Origin of the sequence: Streptomyces sp. NPDC053079 (genome assembly GCF_044546695.1) — a bacterium.
Taxonomy (GTDB): Bacteria; Actinomycetota; Actinomycetes; order Streptomycetales; family Streptomycetaceae; genus Streptomyces.
Map to the genome: position 1 here is coordinate 604,734 of NZ_JBITZJ010000003.1, position 24,003 is coordinate 628,736.

Consider the following 24,003-nt stretch of genomic DNA (forward strand, 5'->3'; position numbering starts at 1 on the left):
CATCGCCGGCGTCTTCCGTCCTCATCGCCGGCGTGACCTGCGGTGGTGTACGAACCAGGCGCCCGCGGCGAGCAGGGACAGCACGACGAGGACGATCAGGGCGGTGCCCCAGAACCCGCCGGCCAGCCGGATCCCCGCCAGAACCACCGCGGCGGCGGCCACGAAGGGCACCACGGCGAGACAGAGGACCCGCAGAATGGCGGCGATCCCCGCCGCCCTGGGCACATGGACGAACCGTTTCCGCTTACTGATGCGGTCCCCCGCGGCTCCCGGGGTGTAGTACTGCACGGCCTTCGCTCCGAGCCGCAAGGTGTTCTGCCGGTAGATCGCGGCAAGGGCGGGCACCCATATCAGCGGCAGCACCATGCCCACGAGGAACAGGGCCACGATCAGGGCCGTCGACACCACCTGCTGGAGCCTGCCGCGCTTCTCGCCCCCGCCCATGATCCCGAGGATCTCCGCCATCCTGACGACCAGCGACCATCGTGTCCGCCGGGGAAGCCGGCCGCGGCCCCCCGGCGGATGACGCTTCACCTCGTTCAGGGCCCCGGTGGCCGCCTCGGTCGACGGATACACGTCCTGAAGGACCAGCAGGTCCGCCACCCGTCGTTCGCTGCGGGCGTCGTGCCCGGCGAGAACGGCCAGTTCGAGGACCATCCGGGCCTGGGAGAGCAGGGCCGCCACGAAACTCACCGGCATGAGGACCATGAACGGCCCGCCCAGCGCGGCGCCGTCGGCGATCGTCATGCGCGTTCCGTGGGCGATGGCGTCCCGTCTGAGCTCGTCGTCGCCGGCCAGTGGCTTGCGCTGCTTCCGGCGGGCCACGGAGGCGACGGCCCGGGGGCCGAACCGCCGCACCGCGAAGAAGGCCAGCTGCTCGGGCATGTGCTGCGGGTCGGCCCAGATCATCGGCAGCAGCGCCTGGGCCTGCACGGTTGCCGACTCGTCCGGGTGGGCCGGGCCCGGCCCACCGTCGTTAAGTCCGTCGCCGTTCATCCGGGTCCGCTTTCCTCCGCTGTCGCCGTGGGCGGGGACCACAGGGGGCGCTCACCGGTCAACCCGGCCCTGTGGCAGTCCCACTGTGGGCCCCCGCCGACCGGGCCTGCCTCACCCGTCGCGGGTGACGGTGGTGGCCCCGTCGGGCGGCCACCATGGGCGAAGGAGGGCACACGCCGCGAGCCCTGGAGGCGCCATGGGACACGTCGCCGCACACCGGGGGGCCGGGCAGCGCTGGTGCGCGCGTCTGGCGGTCGCGGCGGCCGTGGGCGCGGGGGTGCTCCTGCTGTGCGTGGCGGGGCTCAAGAGCGTGGCACTGGTGGCCGTAGGGCTGGCGGGCCTGGCCGTCGCGGCGGCGGCGGGGTGGTGGGCGCTGACCCGCCGGGGCGTGGTGAGGGGCGTCGCCGCGGCGCTGGCGGCCGCGGCGCCGGTGGCCGTGCTCGTGTCGTACGTCGCGGCGCGACTGCTCTGGGTCGTCCTCGTCTGTCTGGCGCTGTGGGCGCTGGCCGCGGCCGCGGGCTGGGCCGCCCTCAGGGCGGACGCGACGCCGGGCACGGCCCCCGGCCGTCCCGTTCCACCCCCCGGGCATGCCTGTCTGCTGATGAATCCGCGCTCGGGCGGCGGAAAGGTGGGGCGCTTCCGGCTGAAGGAGAAGGCGGAAGCCATGGGCGCGGACGTGCTGCTCCTCGACACCGCCCGCCACAGGGACGTCGCCCAGCTCGCCCGCGACGCCCTCGACCGGGGCGCGGACCTGCTCGGGGTGGCGGGTGGCGACGGGACGCAGGCGCTGGTGGCGGACGTGGCGGCGGAGCGCGGGGTGCCGTTCATGGTGCTGCCGGCCGGGACACGCAACCACTTCGCCCTGGACCTCGGGCTCGACCGGGACGACCCGTCGCGGAGCCTGGAGGCCCTCACCGACGGGGTGGAGTTCCGGGTGGACCTCGGACGGGTCGGCGGGCGCGTCTTCGTCAACAACGCCTCCTTCGGCGCGTACGCGGAGGTCGTGCAGAGCCCGGCGTACCGCGACGACAAGGTCGGCACCGTCCTGCAGTTGCTCCCCGGCGTGCTGACCCGTCAGCACGGCCCGCGGCTGTCGGTCCGCGCGGATGCCGTCACCGTCGACGGCCCGCAGGCCGTTCTGGTCAGCAACAACCCCTACCGGGTCGGTGACCGTGCGGGGCTGGGCCGACGCGACCGGCTCGACGGCGGAGTGCTGGGCGTGCTGAGCATCACGGTGGACAGTGCGGTCGAGGCGGCCGACCTGCTCCGCGGCCGGCACGCGCCGGGCCTTCGCTCCCTGACCGCCGGCGAGCTGGTGATCGACGCCGATCAGCCGGAGGTCCAGGTCGGCGTCGACGGCGAGGCGCTGGCTCTGCCCACGCCCGTGCGCTGCGCGTCGGAGCCCGGTGCGCTGCTCGTACGGGTTCCCCGGAACCGTCCGGGTGTTCCGCCGGCGCGACCACGCCTGGACTGGCGGCGCCTGTGGACGCTCGCCTTCACCGCGGGCCGCGCCCTACCGCCGGCCGGCGTCCCCGGAGTCCGGGGGCCCTCCCGTGGCAGTGGGCGGTCCGTCGGCTGATCCGCGGGCGAGAGCGGACTGGACCGCGCCGACGACGACGTGGGCGGCGAGGCCCACGAGCAGGACGTCGCCCAGCATTTGCACCATGGTGACGATCCGGGCCTGTTCCTCGTGGGGAGTGATGTCGCCGAAGCCGACGGTGCTGAACACCGTGAGCGCGAAGTACAGGGCGTCGGTCCTGCTCAGCGGCTCGGTGAAGCTCCCCGGCTCGGCCTGCTCCATGAGGTAGTAGGTGGCCGCGAAGAGCAGCAGGAACAACGGCACCGTGGTGGCCAGCGCCTCGACGGCGCGCAGCCGGGGCCTGGTGGACCGCAGGATCGAGCGGATCTGCCAGGTGAAGAGGGCCGCCACGACGGCAAGGCCGAGGACGAGGCCGACGGCGGTGCTGCCCTCGAACCTCTTGTCCAGGGGCAGGAGGTAGTAGGCGACGACGAGGCCGGTCGCGGTCCCGAGGGGGCGCAGGACCGCGCTCATGGGGCGGCCTTCCCGGTCGTCCGCCCGGCCGGCAGATGGCGGGTGAACGGGAAGGCGGCGAGGGGGATGGCCGCGGCGGCCAGGACGGCGGCCTTGAGGGCGTTGAGCTGCGCGGTGGCGTAGGAGTCGACGATCGCGTCGACTTCGGACGACGGGAGCGCGGCCCGCTGGGCGGCGGTGCGCACCTGGTCCGTGCTGACGAAGCTCACCCCCGCCTCCATGGCGATGCCCGCCTGCTGCCGGGCCGCGTCCGAGACCTTCGGGTTGCTGTCGATCTGTGTGGTGAAGGCGTGGACCAGGGCTCCGATCAGCAGGGAGCCGATGAGTGCGGTGCCCAGGGACGAACCGAGGTTCTGCGCGGTGTACTGCAGGCCGCCGACCTCGCTCCGGTCGGCCTCCCCGACGCTGGACTGCACGACATTGCCCAGCTGGGAGGCCAGGAGCCCCATGCCCAGGCCGAGGACGGCCATCGCGAGGCCGAAGGAGAGGTTGTCGATCTCGGGCTCGATCGTGGCCAGGAGCCACACGGCCGCCACGACGAGCACGAGCAGTCCGCAGCGGACCACTGTCCGGGGTGCGGCGATCCGGCCGAGCAGCGGGCCGGCCATGGCGGACAGGAGCATCGTCACCGACACGGGCAGCAGGCGCAGTCCGGTCTGGAAGGCGTCGAGGCCCTGGACGACCTGGAGGTAGAGCGGGATGACGAAGAACAGGCCGAGCAGGACGAGGTTCTGGCAGAGCAGCATGGTCAGCCCGGACCGCAGCGGCGGGATCCCGAACAGGGGCAGGCGCACCAGGGGTTCCCTCCCCCGCGTCCGCTGCCGGCGTTCCCAGCAGCAGAACAGCCACAGCAGGACGGCCCCCGCCGCGATGACGAACACGGTCGGGGAGAAACCGAGGAGGGTGAAGGGCGGGTTGCGGGGCTTGAGCCATCCCCAGGAGCTGCTCTGCAGCACGCCCAGGACGACCAGGGCCAGCCCGGCCGCGGACAGCACGACGCCTCCCTTGTCCAGCGCGGTGCGCGGCCCCCGCGGGGCGTCCGGGATCCACCGCACGACGCACAGCATGGCGATGACCAGCACGACCTCGCCGGCGAACACCAGCCGCCAGGTCAGATACGTCGTCACCCAGCCGCCGAGCAGCGGCCCCACCGCGATGCCGGCACCGGCCAGCCCGCCGATGACGCCGTAGGCGACCGACCGTTCCCGGCCGCGGTACGCGCCGGCGACGAGCGCCGCGAGCGCCGGGAGGACGAGGGTGGCGCCCAGGCCCTCGATCACCGACCACCCCAGCGCCAGCACCCACAGCGACGGTGCCAGCGAGGTGAGGGCGGAGCCGACTCCGTACACGACCAGTCCGACGGCGAAGGCCCGGCGGCGGCCGAACGCGTCGCCGAGCTTCCCGCCGGTGATCATGAAGGCGGCCATGACCAGCGTGTAGAGGGTGATGACCGCCTGGATCGCCGTGACCTCGGTGTCGAAGTCCTTGACCAGTGTGCTGATCGAGACGTTCATCACCGACGTGTCCAGCACCATCAGGAACTGGGCCGTCCCTAGCACGATCAGGGCCCGCCATCGTTTCATGCCTGTGCCCTCTTCACTTTCCGGTGCGCCACGGTGACGGGCGAGCGAGCGGCCGCTTGTCCGCACCCTAGAACCGCTGGGCGACCGGTCGGCGCTTTTGGGCGGGGGTGTGTCGCCCGCCGGTCGGCGAGGGGTCCGTGTGCGATCACCGGCCGTCCGTGGTGAAGATGGACTGAGCGGTCCGCTGCGACGGCCCGGCCGCATGGTGCGGGTGTGCGCAGCCGGTGCCGCGCTTTCGGGGCCGCGCTTTCCCCATGGCACGGCGGTGATCGGATGCCTGCGACCGAACTCCCGCTCTCCGACGACGGGCGCGGGGCGAGACTGGCCTGGTCCGGCGATCCCCTGCTCGACGCGAAGCTCTCCGTACCCCCTGTTCCCCATGCCCACGTCTGCCGGCACCGGCTGCTCGACAGGCTCGGTGACGGTACGAACGGGCCGCTGACGCTGGTCACCGGCCCGGCCGGCGCGGGGAAGACCGCGCTCGCGGCCGTCTGGGCGCGCGATATCGGGCCGGCCGGGCACGTGGCGTGGCTGACCCTCGACGCGCACGACGGCGCACCGGGCGTCTTCTGGAGCTACGTCGTGGAAGCCCTGCGGCGCGCCCTCCCCCATCTGCCCGCCGGAATCACCGTGCCCGCTTGCCCCGGCAGCGTCGGCTCTTCGCTGTTGACGCGGCTCGCCGCCGCGACGGAACAGCTGGCCGAACCCGTGGTCCTGGTGCTCGACGGGTTCGAGAAGGTGGCGGGCCGGCGGGTGCCGGCCGGTCTGGAGTTCCTCCTCGACCACGCCGGACCCCCGCTGCGGCTGGTCGTGACCAGCCGGGTGGACCCCCTGCTGCCGCTGCACCGCTACCGGGCCGAGGACCGGCTGACGGAGCTCCGCGGTGCCGACCTGGCCTTCACCCCGCACGAGGCGGCCGCGCTGCTGCGCGGACACGGCCTGCGGCCGGGGGACGAGGACGTCCGCACCCTCACCCGGCGCACCGAGGGGTGGGCCGCCGGTCTCAAGCTGTGTGCCCTGGCCATGGGGCAGTCCGGCGACCCGGCCGGCTTCGCCCGCTCGTTCACCTGCTCCGAGCAGGCCGTTTCCGACTACCTGCGCGCCGAGGTGCTCGGCGCCCAGCCTGCCGCCACCAGAGAACTGCTGCTGCGGACCAGCGTCCTCGACCGCCTCCACCCGGACCTGGCGAACACCCTGACCGGAGGCGGGGACGCGGAGGCGGTCCTGGCGCGGCTGACCCACGAGAACGCCTTCGTCGAGCCCGTCGCCGGCACGGCCTGGTGCCGGGTCCACCCGCTGTTCGCCGAGGTGCTCCGCGCCCAGCTGCGGATCCGCCATCCCGGCCTCGCTCCACGGCTGCACGCCCGGGCCGCCCGGTGGCTGGCCGAGGCGGGCCACGTCACCGAGGCGCTGGAGCACGCCGCACAGGCCGGTGACTGGCAGTACGGCGCCTCCGAGGCCGTGCACCGGCTGCTGGTCGGCACCCTGCTGGCCACGGCGGAAGCCGAACGCGTGGAGCGGGCCTTCGCCCGTATGCCGCCCTCCGTACCGGGAGCCGAACCGGCCCTGGTGGCCGCCGCGTGCCGGCTGGCGCGAGGCGACCGCGCCGGCTGCCGCGAACGCCTCGCCGTGGCCGGGCGGCACCTGCACCGCGACGGCGAGGAGCCGGATCCGGAGGTCGAGCTCGCCTACGCCCTGCTGCGCCTGCTGTGCGAGCCGCAGGAAACGAAGCCGGCGGACGAGTGTGACGGCCGCGGCGGGGACGGCGACGCGGGGCGGCCCGGGGCGGCCGAGGACGCGGCACGTGCCGTCTCGGACCTGATGCGGCGTGTGGGGTTCGAGCGGGTCCGGGCGCACCCGGAGCTCGAAGCACTGCGGCTCCACGGGCTCGCCCGCGCCTTCCTGGGCTCCGGCCGTCTCCTCGACGCCCGCCGCCTGTGCGCCGAGGCCGTCGACGCCTGCACGAGCGAACGGCTCCTTCCCCTGCGCCACGCGGCCCTGGGCCTGCTCGCGCTGGCCGAAAGCGTCGAGGGCGCCCTGACCTCGGCGGAGGACCACGCGTTGCGGTCCCTGATGAGCGCCGACGAGCACGGTCTCCCGCCGGACCACCGGTCCGGGTCCGGCTACCTCGCGCTGGCCGTGGTGGCGTGCGAACGCGACGACCAGGAAGTCGCCCGCCGTCGCCTCGAACAGGCCCTCGCCTGTCCTGACGTCCACGAGGACCCGGCCCTGGCGGCCGAGGCGACGGTGCTGCGGTCCCGCCTGGAACTGGCCCGGGGACGCTGGGAGGCGGCCCTCACCGCGCTCCCCCTCGCCGGTGCCGGAGACGAGCGGTGGCCCGCCCAGCGGCTCGCCCTCACGCGCTCGGTCGTGGCGCTGGTCCGGGGTGACCACCAGGCAGCCGTCGCCGCCGTGCACAGCGCCCACGCCGACGGACCGGCCCCGCTCATCGCCCTCGCCCGGGCCCACCTCGTCGCCGGCCGCGCCGACCGCGCGCTGCGGCTGCTGGCTCGTGCCGACGGCCTTCCCGACGCGGGCCTGTCGGACCGGGTGAGCATTCGGCTGCTGCGAGCCCACGCCGCGCTCCTGGCCGACGACCGGGCGGCCGCCCAGCGGCTGCTGGGCCAGGCACTGGACGCCGCCCGGCCCGAGCGGCTGCGCCGGCCCTTCACCGAAGCCGGCCCCTGGCTGCGGCATCTGCTGAACGGGGCCGACGGCACCGGCCCCACGCAAGGCCGGGGCGCCTGGCTCACCGCGCACGAGGGCGCGGAGCTGCCGGGCGCGATGCAGCCCCTCAGCAGCCGTGAACGCGATGTGCTGGTGTGCGTGCAGAGGATGATGTCCGCCGACGAGATCGCCGCCGAGCTCACCCTCTCCGTCAACACCGTGAAGACCCATCTGCGCAGCGTCTACCGCAAGTTGTGCGTCTCCCGGCGCCGTGAGGCCGTGGAGCGGGGCAGGGAACTGCACATCCTCTGACTCCGCATATCCTCTGTCTCCGCGCTTCTCCGGCTCCGCTCCGCAGGGTCGATTCCACCTGTTCCGGGTGGTGGCACAGGTCCCCGGCCGGCGCAACCTGCCTCTGAGGACGTTCCCTAAGCGGCGGGAGCAGCACGACCATGCGCTACGAATTCCGCGTGACCGGCAGCGTCTCCCCTCTCATGGCCGAGGCGTTCCCGGAACTGCGAGCAGAACCGGTGCCGCGGCAGACGCTGTTCTCCGGCCCGGTCATGGACGAGGCCCATCTGTACGGGCTCCTCGCCCGCTTCCAGGACCTCGGGCTACGGGTCGAGGAGATGCGGCGCCTGCCGGAATGAGGCCGCCCTTCTGCTGCCGGCTCACCCGGTGCGGGTGATGCGGCGCGTAGGGGGGCCCGGTCACGCTGCCAATGACGTCGTCCCGCAAGCGCCGGGACATACCCGTCCAGGAGGGAACAGGCCATGGACCCGCCTCGCGTTCCCGGCCCCCAGGGCCCCGGTCCCGCGCCCGGTGACCGTCCGCTGACGCCCGCCGAGCGCGACGACTACGCGCGCCTACGAGCCCGCGAGGCCGTTCACCACCGGCGTCTGCGGTATGCGGCGACATCCGTCCTCCTGATCCTCGCCTTCGTCCTCTCGCCGCTCGCGGTGGTGGCGGCCTGGGCCGACAGCCAGGTCTCGGACACCGACCGCTACGTCCAGACCGTCGCGCCACTGGCCAAGGACCCGGCCGTACAGAACGCCGTCACCGACCGGCTGACCACGCGCGTGGTCGACAACGTCGACGTCAAAGGCATCACGGACGCCCTGAGCAACGCGCTCGCCAAGGCCGATGCCCCGCCGGCGATCGTGGACAAGTCGCACCTCCTCGAGGGTCCGCTGAAGAGCGCTATGACCTCCGCCGTCCACAACGTGGTCAACAAGGTCGTCACGAGCGACCAGTTCGCCCAGCTGTGGAACGAAGCGAACCAGCGGGCCCACGCGGCCGTCGTCAAGACCCTCACGGGCGAGGGAGGCAGCGCCGTCCAGGCCAAGGGCGACGCCGTCGTCCTGGATCTGGGCACGGTCGTGGACAAGGTCAAGCAGAAGCTGGTCGACGAGGGCTACGAGAAGGCCGCGAGCATCCCCGACGTCGACAAATCCATCACCCTGTTCCAGACCGACAAGCTCGACGATGCCCAGAGCGGCATGCGCCTGCTCAACGTCGTCGGAACGTGGTTGCCCGTCACCGCGATCATCCTGGCCGCACTCGCCGTGTGGACGGCGCCCGCGCACAGGGTGACACTCATGGTGGCGGCCGTCGGCATCGGCGTGATGATGGTCCTGCTCCTCGTGGGCCTCGTCGTCGCACGACGTATCTACCTGGACTCCGTCCCGCCCACCACCCTGCCCCCGGACGCCGCCGCCGCGATCTACGACACCTTCGTCCGCTTCCTGCGCGACAGCACCCGCACGGTCCTCGTCGCGGCGGTCATCACGGCAGTGGCCGCATACCTCTACGGTCCCGGACGCGGCGCCCGGTTCGTCCGCTCGATGAGCTCCCGGGCCACCGGTGCGACCGGCCGGGCCATGGCCCACTCCGGTCTGCGCACCGGCGCGACCGGCCACTGGCTGCGGACGCACCGACGCTGGACCACCGGCATCGTCATCGCGGCGGCGGCACTGGTCCTGTTCCTCTGGAATTACCCCACCGCGGCCGCGGTGGCCCTGGTCCTCCTCATCACCGTCCTCGTCCTGGTGATCCTCGAGATCCTGGGCGCCGCCTCCACCACGAACGGCGGGAAATCCGGGGCGTGACAGCCGAACCGACAAGGGGTCCGCATCATGAGCGCATACGTTGAACTGGCCTACGACTACCCGCTTCTGGGAGCTTTCTGGACCGTTCTGTGGATAGTGCTGTGGGTTGCGTGGGTCATCCTGCTGTTCCGTGTCATCGCCGACATCTTCCGTGACGACACGCTGAGCGGATGGGCCAAGGCCGGCTGGCTCGTTCTCACCATCGTGCTGCCCTTCCTGGGCGTCTTCGTCTACATCCTGGCCCGGGGCCGGAGCATGGGCACCCGTGAGCGGCGCCACCTCCAGGCACAGCAGGAGGCGTTCGACCAGTACGTCCGCGAGACGGCCGGCGGCACGGGCCAAAGGAGCCAGGCGGACGAACTCCTGAAACTCTCGGAGATCCGCTCCAGAGGAGACATCACCGACGAGGAATTCCGCAGGGCGAAGGAGAAGATCCTGCACTGAAAAGTGCACTGAAAAGGAGAAGGACATGACCTCCTCGTTCCATCAGCACAGCGAACGGTCCCTGGCGGCAGCAGCCGGACTGACGGTCTTCGCGGCCGTGATGCTGCTGCTCGTGGGATTCCTGGACATATTCCGGGGAATCTCGGCGATAGTCCATGACGCGGTGTACGTCAGCACACCCGACTACATCTACAAGTTCAGCGTGGCGGGCTGGGGTTGGGTGCACTTCTTCCTCGGCATCGCGGCGGTCATGGTGGGCGTCGGCCTGTTCAAGGTCTCCACCTGGGCCAGAGTGCTGGGCGTAGGCATCGCCGCGCTGCTCCTGATCGCCAACTTCCTCTTCATCCCCTACTACCCGCTGTGGTCGATCGTCGTCATCGCCCTGTGCGCGTTCGTGATCTGGGCCCTCTGTGTCGTCCGTCATGACGAGTGACGCGGCATAGACATCCCCCGAAAGAGTGAAAGACACCCTCAGGTTGACGGCGGGAACTGCGGTTCACTCCGCAGGGAAACATGCAGCCAGGCAGGTCCTGACCGTAGGCCGGTCAGGGCCGGCCCTTCCGGTCTCCCTCCGCGGACGGCCCCATGGGCCCGTCCGCGGCTTCCGATTCCGACCCGCTTCGCGGTTCAGTGCTGCCCGGACCCCCGCTGCTCGCACGCCGGAGGCCGCTGCCGTTGCCCGCCGCTCCGGAGAGGAAGCACCGGCCTCGACCCCCGCTAGACTTGAAGAGTTCTTCAATTCACCAGTTTCCGCATTGGTCAAAAATGCGATCCGGACGTGGAGGTCGGGCCGTGACAGGGATGCCGGTTCCGCTGTATCAGGCAAAAGCCGAGTTCTTCCGCATGCTGGGGCATCCGGTGCGCATCCGGGTACTTGAGCTGCTGCAGGACGGCCCGACGCCGGTGCGCGATCTGCTGACCGCCATCGAGATCGAACCCTCCAGCCTGTCACAGCAGTTGGCCGTGCTGCGCCGGTCGGGCATCGTCACCTCCACCCGCACCGGCTCGACCGTCGTCTACGCACTGGCCGGCGGCGACGTGGCCGAGCTCCTGCGCGCCGCACGCCGCATCCTCACCGAGATGCTGGCCGGGCAGAACGAACGCCTCGAAGGCCTCCTCGACGCGGAGCCGGAGGCAGTGCGATGAAGCGGCACCACAGGCGAATCCCCACGGCAGCATGCGAACACGACCCTTCGCCGGCCAGGCGCCGCGTCCTGACCGTTCCCCTGGTCCCCGAGGCCGTGCGCCACGCACGGCGCGATACCGCGATGGCCCTCTCGGAGTACGCGATCCCCACGAACAGCGCCTTCGCCGGCGCCGTCCTGCTGGTGGTGAGCGAACTGGTCGCCAACGCCGTCCGCCACGCCGCCGACCGCTCCCCCACGGCGGACGTGACCATCGCGGTGGGGGGCGGCCGGCTCGTCGTCGGCGTGGCGGACCAGGACCCCCGTCTCCCCGACGTGTCCCCGGACACGACGGGGGACGGCCTGCGGACGGTCGCCGGCCTGGCCGCCGCCTACGACGGCACGCTCAGCGTGGAGCCCGCCACGCACGGCTGCGGCAAGGTGGTACTGGCCGGCTTCCGCATCCCCGACGACTTCGGCCCGTTCACCGAAAGGCGCGTCGGCGTCCGCGCGCTGTGAGACGACGGTCCGGGGTGGTGGCGCAGCACGCACCGTGTGGCTCACTCCCGCCGCGCTCGGCGTGCAGGTTCCGGGCGGTGTGGTCACGCTGAAAGGGCAACCCGACCGGCACGGTCGGCCCCACGGCGCGGGAGGACGGCTCGCCATGGCCAGGACCGGCCTCTTCTCCACCATTCCCGAGGACCACCGCGACCGGCTGATGGCGCTCGCCAAGGAGGTCTCGTTCCCGGCCGGGGCCCGCATCTTCGAGGAGGGCACCAAGGCCGACCGCTTCTGGGTCGTCGACACCGGCGGTGTCGCCCTCGACGTGCACGTCCCCGGCCGGCAGGCCGCCGTCGTCGAGACCATCGGGGCGGGGGAACTGCTGGGCTGGTCCTGGGTGTGCCCGCCACGGCAGTGGCACCTGGGCGCCGGGACCACCAGCCCGGTGCACGCCTGGGAGTTCGACGCCGAAGCGGTCCTGGAGCTGTGCGCCCGGGATCCGGTCATCGACCACGCGCTGCTCACCTACGTCGTGGGAGTCATCGGCCACCGGCTGAGGTCCGCCCGCACCCGGCTGCTCGACCTGTACGGCCCGTACGGGAGCGGCGGGCAGCGGTGAGAGGGCTTCCTCTGGTCGTGGGGGTCGACGGCTCCGACGGCAGCATCGCGGCGCTCGACTGGGCGGTGGAGGAGGCGGCGCGCTTCGGTCTGGCACTGCGCGTCGTCTACGCATCGCTGTGGGAGCGCTACGAGGGCTCCGAGCAGTCGTTCAGCGGCGAACGCCCCGCGGACGAGGTCATGGCGGAGCGGGTCCTCGCCTCCGCCGGGCAGCGCGCGGGACAGCTGTCCCCGGGCGTGACCGTGCGGGCCGTGACGGTGCCGGACGACGCGGTGGACGCGCTCGTGGAAGAGTCACGGAAGGCGGCCGCGCTGGTCACCGGCTCCTCGGGGCGGGGAGTCGTCAAAGGAATGCTGCTGGGGTCGGTGAGCCTGGCCGTGGCAGGCCGCGCTCACTGCCCGGTCACGGTCGTGCGCGGCAGGGAACGCAACATACGCGGCATGAGCCACAAGGTCGTCGTCGGGGTCGGCGAGGCCCACGAGGCGGCGACCGCCGTGCGGTTCGCCCTGCGTGCGGCCGAGGCGCGGGGATGCGGGGTCGAGGCCGTACGGGCGTGGCGCGCACCGCAGCAGCCCACGGACCCCCTCATCGTCCTGGACGAGACCGTACGCGCCTACGAGGAACAGGCCACCGGCATCCTGGACGAGGTGCTCAGCGAAGCGCGGAGCGAGTACCCCCACGTCACGGTCCAGCGCACGGTCATCGAAGGCCCCGTCCACAAGGCACTGCTCAAGCCGTCGGCCGACGCCGACCTCCTGGTACTGGGCGCCGCCCGGCGGCAGGACCACCGGGGCCTGCACCTCGGCCGGGTCAGCCACACGGCGCTGCACCACGCCGCCTGTCCCGTCTCCGTCGTCCCGCACGCGTGAGGGAGAGGGCCGCCCGCCCCCGACGCGGTGCGCGGTCCAGGTGGACGAGGGCGTCGTCACCCTTTCCGGGCAACTGCCGGCCACCGCACCGGACCGGCGCCGGCGCGTGGCCACTCCGTCTGATCCCCTGGCCGGACAGGGGATCGAGCGAGCGGAGGTGGGCGGTCCATGCGGGGCGAAGAGCCACAGCCCGACAGACCGGACGCCCCCTCTGCCCAAGGGGACGGTTTCGCCACGCGCAGCGCGCTGAGGCGCGAGCAGCTGGGAATGACCCAGGAGGAGGTGGCGGCCCGCGCGGGCATGTCCCTCGCCTACCTGCGCCGGCTGGAGAAGTTCAGCGGCACCTTCGATCCCGCCGCCATGATGCGCCTCGCCGCCGCCCTGGAGATGCCGTACGAGGAGCTGCTGAACGGCCGCAGCGACGCCCCGCCCGGGCAGCCGGGGCCGGGCGCCCATCCCGTGCTCATGCGGCTGTCGGAAGGCGAGTGCTGGGAGAGACTCGGCACGCACGGCATCGGCCGCCTGGGATTCTCCTCCGGCGCGGAACTGGTGCTGCTCCCGGTCAACTTCCTCGTCGACGCGCACGCGATCGTCTACCGGACCGAGGCCGGAAGCACCGCAGCCGTCGCCGACGGGTCGGAGCTGGCCTTCGAGACCGACCGCCTCGACGAACACCTGAGCACCGGCTGGAGCGTCCTCGTGACGGGAACGGCCGCACACATCACCGACCCCGACGCCGTACGCGCCCTCGCCCGGCGTCCGGGGGCCCGGCCCTGGGCGGGCGGAACCCGCGACCTCTGGATCCGCATCGTCCCGGGCCGGGTGAGCGGCCGCGTGATCCGTGGCGTGTGACGTCACGTCCTCCCTCGCACCCGCCGCCCACCCGGTGTCTCCCGGGCCGCCCGTCAGCGGAAGTCGTCGGCGTGGTCGCGCGCCCACTCCTCGAAAGTGCGGGCCGGCCGCCCGGTGATGCGCTGGACCTCGTCGGTGATCAGCGGTTCGGTACCGACCGAGGCACCGAAGTAGCCGATGAGCTGACGGGCGGCTTCCACCGGGAGGCCCGAGGAGGCCCACTGTTCGGCGGCCGTCTCCGGGGAGATCGTCTCGAAGCGGATCTCGCGACCGATGGCCCGCCCGATCGCGGCCACCTGCCCCGCCAAGGTCACCGCCTGCGGGCCGGTGAGGCCGGGGGCCTTGCCGAGGAGCTCACCGCTGCCGTCCAGCAGGGCGCGGGCGGCCACGGCCGCCAGGTCGTCCTCGTGGACGGGCGCGGCGACCGCCTCCGGGTACGGGCCGCGGACGACACCGGCGGCCTTGATCCCCTCGGCCCACTGGAGTGCGTTGGTGTCGTACATCCCACCGCGCACGAAGGTCCACTCCAGGCCACTGGCACGGACCGCCTCCTCGGCTGCGGCGTGCATGCGCGCGATGAAGTTCCCGCCGTCGACGGCCACCGACAACGAGGAGTTGAGCACGATGCGACGCACGCCCGCCTTGACGGCGGCGTCGACGGCCTGGCCCACCGCCCGGTCGCCACCCGCCGCGAGGTTGAGGTAGAGCGATTCGGCTCCTCCGAGGGCTTGTTCGAGGGACCCGTCCTCGGTGAGGTCGGCCCGCACGACCTCGGCCCCGGCCGGCAGCCCGGCACGCTCGGGGTTCCGGCTCAGGGCACGTACGGACGCGCCCTCCGCGAGGAGCTGACGGGTGAGGCTACGTCCGATGTTGCCGGTCGCACCGGTTACTACGATCACAGGAACGCCTTCCTGATCAGGAACAGTAGTTGGTCGTACATGCGTACAACGATCAGGCGCAGCACGGTTGTTCCAGCGGCCGGGTCCTGAATCCCCCGGTCATCGGTGAGCGACCGGCGAAGGCGGGTCTCAGCCGACGTTGAGGGTCCGCGTGAAGAGGGTCAGCAGGCGGCCCCAATGCCGGTCGAGCCCGGCCTGGTTGAAGGCCGACGTGTCGGCCATGGTGAAGCCGTGCACGGTGTCCGGGTACACCTCGCAGCTGTTGCGCACTCCGGCCTCGTCCAGGGCCGCGCTCAGCCGGGCGACCGCCTCGGGCGGCATCGCTTCGTCGTGTTCGGCGATCCCGAAGTGGACCTCCGCGCTCACCTTGGGGGCGAGCAGGTGCGGGCTGTCGGGCGCGTCCGTGGCCAGGGGGCCGGGGTGGAAGCCGGCGACGGCGGCCACCTGCCCGGGGTGGGCCGCCGCGGTCCGCAGGGCCAGCGCCGCCCCCATGCAGTACCCGACGGCACCGATCGGACCGGGGCGGACCTCGGGCCGCGCCGCCAGGAAGTCCAGGTAGGCCTGGGCGTCGGAGAGGGCGCGCTGCGGGGTGTGCTCGTGCAGCAGCGGCATGATGCGGGCGATGAAGGCCTTGCGGTTCTCCGGGTCCGTCAGGTCCGGGAGCTCGACCACGGGCGCGCGTCCGGTGCGGTAGAAGACGTTGGGGACGAGGACGCAGTAGCCGTGCGCCGACAGCTGCTCCGCCATCTCGCGCAGCATGGGCCGCAGCCCTATGGCGTCCATGTAGAGGAGGACGCCGGGGTGGCTGCCGCCGCCGTCGGGGACGGCGAGGAAGGCGTCGGCCGTACCGTCCGGGGTGGGAACGTCAAGCGTCATGCTGGGCATTGGGCACCGCTCTCTCTTGATCCGTTCTGTTGACGTTCGCCACGCTAGCGCGAGGCGGTGGAGCCCGGCTTCCCTCCCCGGCGCAGTTGCACTCGGCGTACTCGCGCACGGCGATTTCCCGCACGGCGGTCTACCGTCGGACACATGATGAAGATCGTCGTGGTGTACGAGCTCGACAGGGCGCCGGCCGCGGTCGGCAGAGCGTCCGGCGGCGATGCGGCCCCGGTCGTCCGCCGGGTGCATGCGGCACCCACCGCCCCGGGCTCCTCGGCGCTGGGTCCACGGACGTACTGCGGCAAGGACACCTTCGCCATGGAGACGGCCCCGTGGAAACCGGCGGAGCACCCCGGCTCCTCGTGGTACGCCCCGGAATACGCCGACCGGGTCTGCAGCACCTGCGACGCCGCGATGGAGGACGAGACCTGACGGCCTGCCCATATCGCGGCAGCCCCGATGCGTGCGGCCCGTGCCCCGGCCAGGCGGTCACGGCGTTCCCGCCAGGGCGCGGGCCAGGTCGACGATGTCGTCGGCGATGAGGTCGACGTCGACGGGCGGTTCGACCGGGGCGGCGTCCGGACCCCACTCCCGCGGGCGCGGGACGTAGGCGGTGCGGAGCCCGGCCTTGGCCGCCGCCTCGAGGTCATCGGGGTGGCAGGCCACCATGAGGAGCCGTCGCGGCTCGACCTCCAGCAGCTCGGCGGCCATGAGGTAGACGCGCGGGTCGGGCTTGTAGGACGTGGCCAGCTCGGCCGACAGGACGCAGTCGAAGCGGAGCCCGGCCTGTTTGGTGAGGCGGGTGAGCAGGCCGACTCCCCCGTTGGAGAGGGTCGCGGTGACGATGCGTGAACCGTGGAGAATCTCCAGGCCGGGGGCGGCGTCCGGCCAGGGGCGCAGGCGGTGCCAGGCCCGCACCAGCTCGTCCCGATCGGCCTCGCCGAGGGCGCCGAGTCCGTGTTCGGTCAGCACGTCGTCGAGCGCGAGCCGGTGCAGCTCGTCCAGCGGCCGCCAGGGCAGGTCCCCGGCCAGGACCTTGTGCAGGAACGGGCGGTAACGGTGCCGCCAGGCGTCCGTGACGGCGGGCCAGTCGGCGCGTAACCCGGCCCGGCCGGCTATGTCGGCCAGCTCCTCGCTCACGCTGGAGCGCCAGTCGGTCATCGTCCCGAAGACATCGAACACAGCGGCGTCGACATCCATGCGCCACACCTCATCCTTCAGCTCTTCCGTTCGCGTCGCGATCCGACGCTTTCGTCCGTCACGATCATGCCGTAACGGGCCGTAGCGCCGCGGCGCGGTGGCGACAGCCGCTACGTGAGTTCCCTTGAGGCGAGGCACCGTTGAAGGGAGCGTGGGGGGCGGCATGAGACGATCGCCCGATGAAACGGACGGGTGTGAAGGGGTCCACGACGCGCCGCCCCATCGGCCTGGCGCTCGCGGTCTGCGGCGTCGCGCTCACCGGATGCGGTGCGCCGTCCGACGCGGGCCCCACCGCCAGGGCGGCACCCGCGCCCGCGTCTCCCGTACCGGATCACGTCGTCAGGCCCGACCGGCTGTCTCCCGAATCGTTCCGCCCCTACTCGCCCAGTCCGCCGACCAGGCCCAGCACCGGCTCTCACGCTCCCTCCGCGCCGACCTCGGTTCCGTCCGACTGCGCCGAGGAGGGCCTGCGGGTGACGGCCGGGGCCGTGGACGGCGCCATGGGCCTGCGTTCGTTCGAGGTGCGGTTGGTGAACTGCGGCAGCACTTCCCGCACGGTCAACGGCTACCCGGACGTCCGCGTCCTGGACGAGCGGGGACAGGCACTCGACGTAGCCGTCCACCACGGCCTCGCGGCCGTCGCCAGCAGCGGCGTCGACGACTCCGTACCGCGCCCGGTGACACTGCGGCCGGGCCAGGCGGCCGAAGCGGTGGTGTTGTGGCGCAACACCTACGACGACACCAGCCGGCCCCCGCTGCACGGTACGCACCTGAACGTGGCCCCCGCCCCCGGCGGTACGTGGCAGCGGCTCACGCCGGACGGCGGTGTGGACCTCGGCAGCACGGGGAAGCTGGCGGTCGGCCCCTGGCGCCCGGCCGCCTGAGGGCTCAGCTGGTGCAGCTCAGCTGGTGTAGAAGCGCTTCACCGCCTTAAGGAACTCCTTGGGGCTGATGCGTCCGCTGCCGTCGGTGTCGAGTTCGTCGAAGTACGCCCCGGCGTCGGCGGCCGACATGCCCAGGAAGTCGCCGGCCCGGAGGAACTCGTCACGGTCGAGTGAGCCGTCGTCGTCGCGGTCGAGCACGTCGAACAGGGTCCGGCACACCTCCCCCTTGCCGGGGCGGTCCGCCGAACGGAATCCGGGCGACGTACGGGCGGCCACGTACTCACCGACCGTAAGGATCCCGTCACCGTCGGCGTCGCCGAGGGACAGCAGGAACGTCCACTGGGTCCTGTTGGCGTCGAGGAGCGCCCGCCCCTTGTCCGACTCCTCCGGGATGCCGAGCTCGGCCAGGAGCCGGTGCGGCGCCCGCAGGAAGTCGGTCAGGTCGACGGCTCCGTCGCCGTCCGCGTCCATGCGCTGGAATTCCTGGGCGGGCACGAGCTCGGCGTTCTTGATGATGTCGGTCATGTTCCGAGAGGGTGCCACCCCCGGGCCCACGGTCCGGCGAGCCCCGGCGGTGTTCGCCCTGACGGGTGAACACCGCCGCCGAGGGGTCGACCGACCGCTTACGTCCGCGCACACTGCGTGACGATCCGGGGTGCCCGCTGTGAGGCCGGCCATGGGGCGCGGATCACATACGAAATCGCTTAGTGATATCCGGCCCCCCTATTGCATGGATTACCCGTTGATCGAGCACGCCGGAATGCAAACGGATAGTAGGTCACACAATTGCCAGCGGTTTTCCCCGCCGCTAACAATTACGGGGTCGCACGGCGCCGTCGTTCGAGACGCGGCGCTTCTCTTATGCGCCGCACGGGCCACTGCGACGTCCCCTACTGGAAGAGGTTCAGCTCAGTTATGCGCTCCACCATCTCCGGCTATACCCGTCTGACCAAGGTCCACAAGTTCTCCGCCGCCGGCATCGTCGCCACCGCCTCCGCCGCCGTGGCGCTCGCGGTCGTCCCGAACGCCCACGCCGCCGAGACGACGACGGTCAAGCCCGTGGCCTGGAGCGCCGAGTCCTTCGGTGAGACGCAGAGCGCCGAGCTGACCCAGTACGCGGACGCCGCGGCCGCGCAGGCCAAGGCCGCTGCCGCGGACGCTGTCGCGAAGGCCGAGGTCAAGGCCGAGGCGAAGGCCGACCAGGAGCGCGCGAGCCGTTCCGAGGCCCGTAAGCCGATGAAGCCCGCTGCGAAGCCGGCCGCTCCGGCGCCGAAGAAGTACGCCGACAACCTGGACGGCTGGATCACGGAGTCCCTGGACGTCCTGCGTTCCAAGGGCATCCCGGCCTCGTACGAGGGCATCAAGCGCAACGTCATGCGTGAGTCCACGGGCAACCCGCGTGCGATCAACGACTGGGACGTCAACGCCGTGAACGGTGTGCCGTCGAAGGGTCTGCTGCAGATCATCGACCCGACGTTCAAGGCCTACCACGTCGAGGGCACGTCCTGGGACATCTGGGACCCGGTCGCCAACATCACCGCGTCCTGCAACTATGCCGCCGACAAGTACGGCTCCATGGACAACGTCAACTCCGCGTACTGACACAAGCTGTAGCTGCTATATCGCCAAGGGCGCCCTCGGATGAGGGCGCCCTTGGCGTTCTCAGGCCTGGCCCGCCTCGTCCTGCCCGTGGGGAAGCAAGGGGAACAGCCTGGTGATGAGGGCGACCGGTCGGGCGTCGTCGGGCCGGGCCAGGGGGCGTTGTTCGCGGTCCTGGTAGGGGGCGAGCGCCCGTCGGACGGCGTCCGCGACCCGGGTCATCTCTTCGGGTGTCAGGTAGGCGACAGCGCTGAAGGCCTCGTCATGGCGCCATTCGCCCGGCGCCTGATCGCGTCGGGCGAGCCACCGCTGCCAGCTCTCGTCCTCCAGCCCTCGGGCCAAGTCACCGAACTCGTCCTCCCCGGGTGCACCGGCGGTGGGGTTGTGCTGCCGCAGGCGCCAGGGGCGTGCGCGGCCCCCGCGGTGAGGGGCTTCCTCGATGTGCCCGTGGCGCGCGAGCTGCCGAAGGTGGAACGAGCAGAGCCCGGAGCTGTAGCCCAGCCGGGCGGCGGCTTCGGTCGCCGTGGCGGTGCCGACCTCGGCCAACAGGCTCAGCAGGGCCGTGCGGACCTCATGCTCTCGCAGTTCGTCGCCGGTGTGCCGGTTCCGGTCGGGCTGGGACCTGAGATCATCTTCAGTCACTTTGCAAAGTCTGCTACTTTGCAAAGGCCTTGGCAAGACGATCTTGCTCAGCCACGGCGTACGCGGCGTACGCAGAAGGGGAGACAGCGATGCCTGTTCGTCACGAGCCGTCCCGTCCCATGGACCGGCGGGTCCGTGTGCAAGGCCAACCCGTCGACTCGTATCCCGCTCTGCCACCGGAGGTGGCACGGGGTTCGGTGCGGCGGGTCACGGTGGTCGGCGAGGAGGTCCTGAGCCGTCCGTGCCAGGAGGTGACCGAATTCGGCTCTCCCGAGTTGTCGGCGTTGATCGACGACATGTTCCTGACGATGCACGTGGCGGACGGCGCCGGCCTGGCGGCCAACCAGGTAGGCGTCGACCTACGGCTGTTCGTATACGACTGCCCGAACGACGACGGGATCCGGCACGTCGGTCATGTCATCAACCCTGTCCTGGACCTGCCCGATCCGGGAAGCCGCCGGCTCATCGACGAATTCGAGGGCTGCCTCTCCGTGCCCGGTGCCACCATGACGGTCCCCCGTACTGATCGTGCCGTCGTCCGCGGGCTCGACAAGGACGGCAACTCCGTTGTCATCGAAGGAACGGGTTACTTCGCGCGGTGCCTGCAGCACGAAACCGACCATCTCTTCGGTCACACCTATCTCGACCGGCTGTCCAAGCGGGACCGCAAGGACGCGCTGCGGCAGATGGCGGACCGTCGTGAGGACGTCTTCGCGCGACGCGAGGTCAAGGCCGCCCGCCTGGGCCGGTGAGCCGCTCGGCGGCACCGGCCGCAGAGCCGTGGTGAACCCCGGGCGAACAGGACCCGCTCATCCAGCAGGACGGTGCCCCGTGGCGGCCTGCGCGAGGAGGCGCTGGAGCCAGCGGGTACGGGCGTCGCGGGCGTCCTGGCTGAGGGCCGCCCGCGGTGCCATGCTGTCGAAGCCGTGGTAGGCGCCGGGCCACACATGCAATTCGGCCTGGCCGCCTGCCTGCCAGATCGCGTTCGCGTAGGCCACGTCCTCGTCCCGCAACATGTCGGCCGACCCGACGTCGACATAGGCCGGGGGAAGTCCGGAAAGGTCCGTGGCGCGGGCGGGGGCCGCGTATGGCGGTAGGTCCGCGGCACCGTAGCGGTCACCCAGCAGCGCCTTCCACGCCGTCGCGCTGGAGGTGACGTCCCACACGTCGAGGCCCGACATCTGATCACCGGAAAATGTGGCGCGGTCGTCGAGCATCGGGCAGAGCAGCAGTTGTCCCAGTGCCCCGGGACCGCCGCGGTCACGGGCCAGCAGGGCGAGGGCCGCGGCGAGCCCGCCGCCGGCGCTTTTGCCTCCGATGATGATGCGGTCCGCGTCGATGTCCAGTTCGGCCGCGTGCTCGGCCGCCCAGACGAGCCCGGCGTAGCAGTCCTCCAGCGGCTCGGGGAACTGCACCCGCGGTGCCAATCGGTACTCGACCGAGATGACGGCCAGCCCCAGCGGGAGGGCCCACTCGCGAAGAATCCGCGGAAGCACGGACCACGCGTTGCCCATGATCATTGCGCCGCCGTGCATGTAATACAGCAGGGGCAGCGGTCCGGTGAGCCCGGACGGCCGCGCGCTCACGAGTGTGACGTCCGGTCCGCCGGGCGGTCCCGGCACACAGATCTCCGTCACCTCGAAACGGCCGTCGGCGCGAAGATCCTCGGCAGTCGGCCTGGGCCGGGCCGCGGCATCCCGCTCCTGCCGGGCCTCGAGATTGTCCGGGGTGATCGGCTCCCTCGACCCCTTGCCCAAGCCCGCGAGCACGGCGCCCAGTTCGGGGTCGAAGGGGGGCGCGGCCTTCGGCGTCGGGACGCGGCCGGACTCCGACGGCGCGCGGCGGACACTCATGCCCCACCCCCCGGCCGGACGACGGGATACCGCCCGGCGTCCTCACCGGAACGGCTCGGCTGCAGGTCACTGCGCAGAAGGCTGTAGCCGACGAGGTCCCGGCGGAGTCCATCGCGCAGTTGGGCGCCGCGGATGACGCCTTCCCGGTGGAAGCCGGCGCGTTGCGCCGCCTGCTGCGCGGCCACGTTCGTGACGTCGGTGGAGAGTTCCACCCGGAACACCTCGGTCGTGGCGAAGAGGTGCTCGGCGAGCAGACGGGCGGCCGTGCCGCCGATGCCGCGCCCGCGGGCGGACGGCAGCAACCCGAGACCGATGTTCCACGCCAGGCATGACACGGCGGGACCGTAACTGACCGCGTGCCAGCTGGCACTGCCGAGCAGTTCTCCCGTCGCACCGTCGAGTATGCAGGCGCGCTCGATCGGGGTGCTGATGGGCAGCGGCCCGGCATCGGTGTCCCTGTCGACGTCGAACGCGCCGTCTCCTCGGGAAGCGAGGATCTCTTCGTCCGCGGCCAGCGGCTCAGCGAGCACGAGACCCTCCCGTGAGGCGAGGACGGTCCGGGACGTGAGCCCGTCTTCTTCACGCAAGGGCTTGTCGGGCATGAGACTTGTCCTTCCAAGAGATGCGGCTCAGCGTACAAGGGGGCCTGATCCACCTTGGACTCGCTCACGAGGGCAAATCGGTGGCTGATCATCCGTTTCGTCGACGAGGCGGGCCCTGCTCTGCACGGTGACGGTGATCACGGCTCAGCTCCCCTGACCGCGACCGCCGGCACGTCTCACGTAAGGCAAGATGGCGCCCCGTGATCCAACAGCAGCCCCATCAGCCACCTCCGCACCAGCCGTACGCTCCCCAGCCCCCGCATCCGTACGCACAGCCCTATGCACACCCACAGGCACAGCCACACCCGTACGCACACCCGTACGCGCAGCAGCACCCGCAGCAGTACCCGCATCCGCACCCGCAGCAGCCTCCGTCGCCCCCCGCCGTCCCGGAGGAGGTCGGCGACGTCCGCCGCATGCTCTTCGCCACGGTCGACGGTGCGATCACGCTCTTCGGCGGCTGCGGCCTGGCGCTCCAGCTTGCGGACAAGACCGCCGACAACTACTGGATCTACGTCGTGGCGTGCGTCTTCGGGGTGTCCTTCGTCCACCACGTGCTGGGGGCGGTGATCTTCCGGACCACCGTGGGCAAGTTCCTCCTGGCGACACGGGTGGTCCGCGAAGCGGACGCGGGACGGCCGCGCTTCTGGCAGGCCGTGGGCCGCTGGCTCCTCGGCCTGACCTGGCTCCCGATGCAGCCGATATGGGGATGGCTCGGCTCTGACGGCGACCCGTACGAGGACGGGTGCGGCCTGCGGTACGTCTACAGCAAGGATCTGCGCAACCGCACACATTAGGTCGCACGTTCGATTCTGTGGGCATCGGCGTGCGCGCGGGGCGGTGACGCCCGACCCTGGAACCGGGTCCCGCTGAGCGGACCGAGTCGGAAGGCGGACGTCATCATGAAGACACCCCCGATCGTTTCGCCGCAGGAGTGGGAGGCCGCCCACCGGCAACTGCTGGTGGAGGAGAAGCAGCTGACCCGCGCCCGTGACGCGCTGGCCGCCAAGCGCCGGCGGATGCCGTGGACGGCGGTGGAGAAGGAGTACGAGTTCGACGGGCCCGAGGGCAGAGCGAGTCTGCTCGACCTGTTCGGCGGGCGCCGTCAGCTGATCGTCTACCGTGCCTTCTTCGAGCCCGGCGTGTCCGGCTGGCCCGACCACGCCTGCAGCGGCTGCTCCATGGTGGCCGATCACGTCGGGCACCTCGCCCATCTCAACGCCCGCGACACCACGCTCGTCTTCGCCTCGCGCGCGCCGCAGCCGGAGATCGGGCGCGTGAAGGCGCGGATGGGCTGGACGATGCCCTGGTACACGATCACCGACGACTTCGACGCCGACTTCGGTGTGGACGAGTGGCACGGCACAAACGCCTTCATCCGCGACGGCGACCGCGTGTTCCGCACCTACTTCATCAACGCCCGCGGCGACGAGGCGCTGGGGAGCACCTGGAGCTACCTCGACATGACGGCACTCGGGCGGCAGGAGACCTGGGAGGACTCGCCCGAGGGCTACCCCAAGACGCCGCCCTACGAATGGTGGAACTGGCACGACGAATACGGCGACGCCGAACCTGCGCACGAGTGAGTGGACCGGACCCGCCGAGGCCCCCGACGCCGGAGTTGAGCGA

Annotated in this window: 27 protein-coding genes; 17 read left to right on the plus strand and 10 right to left on the minus strand. The window is 71.7% G+C overall.

The window, feature by feature from the left end:
* Window positions 1-21: 21 nt before the first annotated feature.
* Entirely contained in the window at window positions 22-996 is a 975-nt protein-coding gene (locus ACIGXW_RS14930; RefSeq protein WP_399573330.1) for a hypothetical protein, read from the minus strand.
* 196 nt (window positions 997-1,192) lie between these two features.
* Between ACIGXW_RS14930 and ACIGXW_RS14935 the strand changes: the two genes are divergently transcribed.
* Window positions 1,193-2,575, plus strand: coding sequence for a diacylglycerol/lipid kinase family protein (locus tag ACIGXW_RS14935; RefSeq protein WP_399573331.1), 1,383 nt, complete (start codon window positions 1,193-1,195; stop codon window positions 2,573-2,575).
* On the opposite strand, the gene ACIGXW_RS14940 is transcribed toward ACIGXW_RS14935, so the two are convergent.
* Window positions 2,510-3,049 (minus strand): potassium channel family protein, encoded by a 540-nt coding sequence (locus tag ACIGXW_RS14940; protein WP_399573332.1) that lies wholly within the window; start codon window positions 3,047-3,049, stop codon window positions 2,510-2,512. The two genes, ACIGXW_RS14935 and ACIGXW_RS14940, sit on opposite strands and share 66 nt — an antisense overlap.
* Window positions 3,046-4,632 carry an MFS transporter gene (locus ACIGXW_RS14945; RefSeq protein ID WP_399573333.1) on the minus strand — a complete coding sequence of 529 codons (1,587 nt, stop codon included), beginning with the start codon at window positions 4,630-4,632 and terminating at the stop codon, window positions 3,046-3,048. The genes ACIGXW_RS14940 and ACIGXW_RS14945 overlap by 4 nt, the downstream gene beginning before the upstream one ends.
* Before the next feature lie 273 nt (window positions 4,633-4,905).
* On the opposite strand from ACIGXW_RS14945, the gene ACIGXW_RS14950 reads away from it, so the two are divergent.
* The 10 genes from ACIGXW_RS14950 to ACIGXW_RS14995 all read left to right on the plus strand — a co-directional run bounded on the left by ACIGXW_RS14950 (window position 4,906) and on the right by ACIGXW_RS14995 (window position 13,816).
* Window positions 4,906-7,611 carry a LuxR C-terminal-related transcriptional regulator gene (locus tag ACIGXW_RS14950; RefSeq protein ID WP_399573334.1) on the plus strand — a complete coding sequence of 902 codons (2,706 nt, stop codon included), beginning with the start codon at window positions 4,906-4,908 and terminating at the stop codon, window positions 7,609-7,611.
* 140 nt (window positions 7,612-7,751) lie between these two features.
* Window positions 7,752-7,949: a hypothetical protein gene (locus ACIGXW_RS14955; protein WP_071967396.1), complete on the plus strand. Its 198-nt coding sequence runs from the start codon at window positions 7,752-7,754 to the stop codon at window positions 7,947-7,949.
* A 123-nt stretch (window positions 7,950-8,072) separates the two neighbouring features.
* Window positions 8,073-9,407 carry a hypothetical protein gene (locus tag ACIGXW_RS14960; RefSeq protein ID WP_071967395.1) on the plus strand — a complete coding sequence of 445 codons (1,335 nt, stop codon included), beginning with the start codon at window positions 8,073-8,075 and terminating at the stop codon, window positions 9,405-9,407.
* Window positions 9,408-9,434: 27 nt separating this feature from the next.
* A complete protein-coding gene (locus ACIGXW_RS14965) occupies window positions 9,435-9,851 on the plus strand; it encodes an SHOCT domain-containing protein (RefSeq protein WP_071967394.1) in 417 nt (138 codons plus the stop codon).
* A gap of 25 nt (window positions 9,852-9,876) precedes the next feature.
* Complete coding sequence (locus ACIGXW_RS14970; RefSeq protein WP_399573335.1) at window positions 9,877-10,284, plus strand: hypothetical protein; 408 nt, start codon at window positions 9,877-9,879, stop codon at window positions 10,282-10,284.
* A gap of 368 nt (window positions 10,285-10,652) precedes the next feature.
* Entirely contained in the window at window positions 10,653-10,997 is a 345-nt protein-coding gene (locus ACIGXW_RS14975; protein ID WP_071967388.1) for a metalloregulator ArsR/SmtB family transcription factor, read from the plus strand.
* Entirely contained in the window at window positions 10,994-11,494 is a 501-nt protein-coding gene (locus ACIGXW_RS14980; protein WP_399573336.1) for an ATP-binding protein, read from the plus strand. Before ACIGXW_RS14975 ends, ACIGXW_RS14980 begins: the two co-directional genes overlap by 4 nt.
* 145 nt (window positions 11,495-11,639) lie before the next feature.
* On the plus strand, window positions 11,640-12,095 hold the full coding sequence (locus ACIGXW_RS14985) for a Crp/Fnr family transcriptional regulator (protein WP_399573337.1): 456 nt from the start codon (window positions 11,640-11,642) through the stop codon (window positions 12,093-12,095).
* Entirely contained in the window at window positions 12,092-12,964 is an 873-nt protein-coding gene (locus ACIGXW_RS14990) for a universal stress protein (protein WP_399573338.1), read from the plus strand. The genes ACIGXW_RS14985 and ACIGXW_RS14990 overlap by 4 nt, the downstream gene beginning before the upstream one ends.
* Before the next feature lie 168 nt (window positions 12,965-13,132).
* A complete protein-coding gene (locus ACIGXW_RS14995; protein ID WP_071967384.1) occupies window positions 13,133-13,816 on the plus strand; it encodes a pyridoxamine 5'-phosphate oxidase family protein in 684 nt (227 codons plus the stop codon).
* 53 nt (window positions 13,817-13,869) lie between these two features.
* Here ACIGXW_RS14995 and ACIGXW_RS15000 read toward each other — a convergent pair whose 3' ends face one another.
* Both ACIGXW_RS15000 and ACIGXW_RS15005 read right to left on the minus strand, forming a co-directional pair.
* Window positions 13,870-14,715: an NAD(P)H-binding protein gene (locus ACIGXW_RS15000; protein WP_399573339.1), complete on the minus strand. Its 846-nt coding sequence runs from the start codon at window positions 14,713-14,715 to the stop codon at window positions 13,870-13,872.
* Window positions 14,716-14,844: 129 nt separating this feature from the next.
* Window positions 14,845-15,600, minus strand: coding sequence for a dienelactone hydrolase family protein (locus ACIGXW_RS15005; protein WP_399573340.1), 756 nt, complete (start codon window positions 15,598-15,600; stop codon window positions 14,845-14,847).
* A 144-nt stretch (window positions 15,601-15,744) separates the two neighbouring features.
* Between ACIGXW_RS15005 and ACIGXW_RS15010 the strand changes: the two genes are divergently transcribed.
* On the plus strand, window positions 15,745-16,026 hold the full coding sequence (locus ACIGXW_RS15010; RefSeq protein ID WP_399573341.1) for a hypothetical protein: 282 nt from the start codon (window positions 15,745-15,747) through the stop codon (window positions 16,024-16,026).
* Window positions 16,027-16,083: 57 nt separating this feature from the next.
* Here the strand turns inward: ACIGXW_RS15010 and ACIGXW_RS15015 are convergent, their stop codons facing one another.
* The gene (locus tag ACIGXW_RS15015) at window positions 16,084-16,794 is read right to left on the minus strand and encodes a haloacid dehalogenase type II (RefSeq protein ID WP_399573342.1); all 711 of its coding nucleotides are present in this window, start codon (window positions 16,792-16,794) and stop codon (window positions 16,084-16,086) included.
* A 179-nt stretch (window positions 16,795-16,973) separates the two neighbouring features.
* Here ACIGXW_RS15015 and ACIGXW_RS15020 point away from each other — a divergent pair, with 179 nt between their 5' ends.
* Window positions 16,974-17,678, plus strand: a complete 705-nt coding sequence (locus ACIGXW_RS15020; protein ID WP_399573343.1) for a DUF4232 domain-containing protein — start codon at window positions 16,974-16,976, stop codon at window positions 17,676-17,678.
* Window positions 17,679-17,696: 18 nt separating this feature from the next.
* On the opposite strand, the gene ACIGXW_RS15025 is transcribed toward ACIGXW_RS15020, so the two are convergent.
* The gene (locus ACIGXW_RS15025) at window positions 17,697-18,203 is read right to left on the minus strand and encodes an EF-hand domain-containing protein (protein WP_399573344.1); all 507 of its coding nucleotides are present in this window, start codon (window positions 18,201-18,203) and stop codon (window positions 17,697-17,699) included.
* A gap of 390 nt (window positions 18,204-18,593) precedes the next feature.
* Between ACIGXW_RS15025 and ACIGXW_RS15030 the strand changes: the two genes are divergently transcribed.
* On the plus strand, window positions 18,594-19,280 hold the full coding sequence (locus ACIGXW_RS15030) for a transglycosylase SLT domain-containing protein (protein ID WP_399573345.1): 687 nt from the start codon (window positions 18,594-18,596) through the stop codon (window positions 19,278-19,280).
* Window positions 19,281-19,340: 60 nt separating this feature from the next.
* Here ACIGXW_RS15030 and ACIGXW_RS15035 read toward each other — a convergent pair whose 3' ends face one another.
* Window positions 19,341-19,919 carry a helix-turn-helix domain-containing protein gene (locus tag ACIGXW_RS15035; protein WP_399573346.1) on the minus strand — a complete coding sequence of 193 codons (579 nt, stop codon included), beginning with the start codon at window positions 19,917-19,919 and terminating at the stop codon, window positions 19,341-19,343.
* Between the two features lie 89 nt (window positions 19,920-20,008).
* Here ACIGXW_RS15035 and def point away from each other — a divergent pair, with 89 nt between their 5' ends.
* The gene (gene def, locus ACIGXW_RS15040; RefSeq protein WP_399573347.1) at window positions 20,009-20,671 is read left to right on the plus strand and encodes a peptide deformylase; all 663 of its coding nucleotides are present in this window, start codon (window positions 20,009-20,011) and stop codon (window positions 20,669-20,671) included.
* Between the two features lie 57 nt (window positions 20,672-20,728).
* On the opposite strand, the gene ACIGXW_RS15045 is transcribed toward def, so the two are convergent.
* Together ACIGXW_RS15045 and ACIGXW_RS15050 are read right to left on the minus strand one after the other, a co-directional pair.
* Window positions 20,729-21,772 (minus strand): alpha/beta hydrolase, encoded by a 1,044-nt coding sequence (locus tag ACIGXW_RS15045; RefSeq protein WP_399573348.1) that lies wholly within the window; start codon window positions 21,770-21,772, stop codon window positions 20,729-20,731.
* Entirely contained in the window at window positions 21,769-22,374 is a 606-nt protein-coding gene (locus ACIGXW_RS15050; RefSeq protein WP_071965580.1) for a GNAT family N-acetyltransferase, read from the minus strand. The genes ACIGXW_RS15045 and ACIGXW_RS15050 overlap by 4 nt, the downstream gene beginning before the upstream one ends.
* A 200-nt stretch (window positions 22,375-22,574) precedes the next feature.
* Here ACIGXW_RS15050 and ACIGXW_RS15055 point away from each other — a divergent pair, with 200 nt between their 5' ends.
* Window positions 22,575-23,171 carry an RDD family protein gene (locus ACIGXW_RS15055; protein ID WP_399573349.1) on the plus strand — a complete coding sequence of 199 codons (597 nt, stop codon included), beginning with the start codon at window positions 22,575-22,577 and terminating at the stop codon, window positions 23,169-23,171.
* Between the two features lie 105 nt (window positions 23,172-23,276).
* Window positions 23,277-23,960, plus strand: a complete 684-nt coding sequence (locus tag ACIGXW_RS15060; protein ID WP_399573350.1) for a DUF899 domain-containing protein — start codon at window positions 23,277-23,279, stop codon at window positions 23,958-23,960.
* Window positions 23,961-24,003 lie beyond the last annotated feature (43 nt).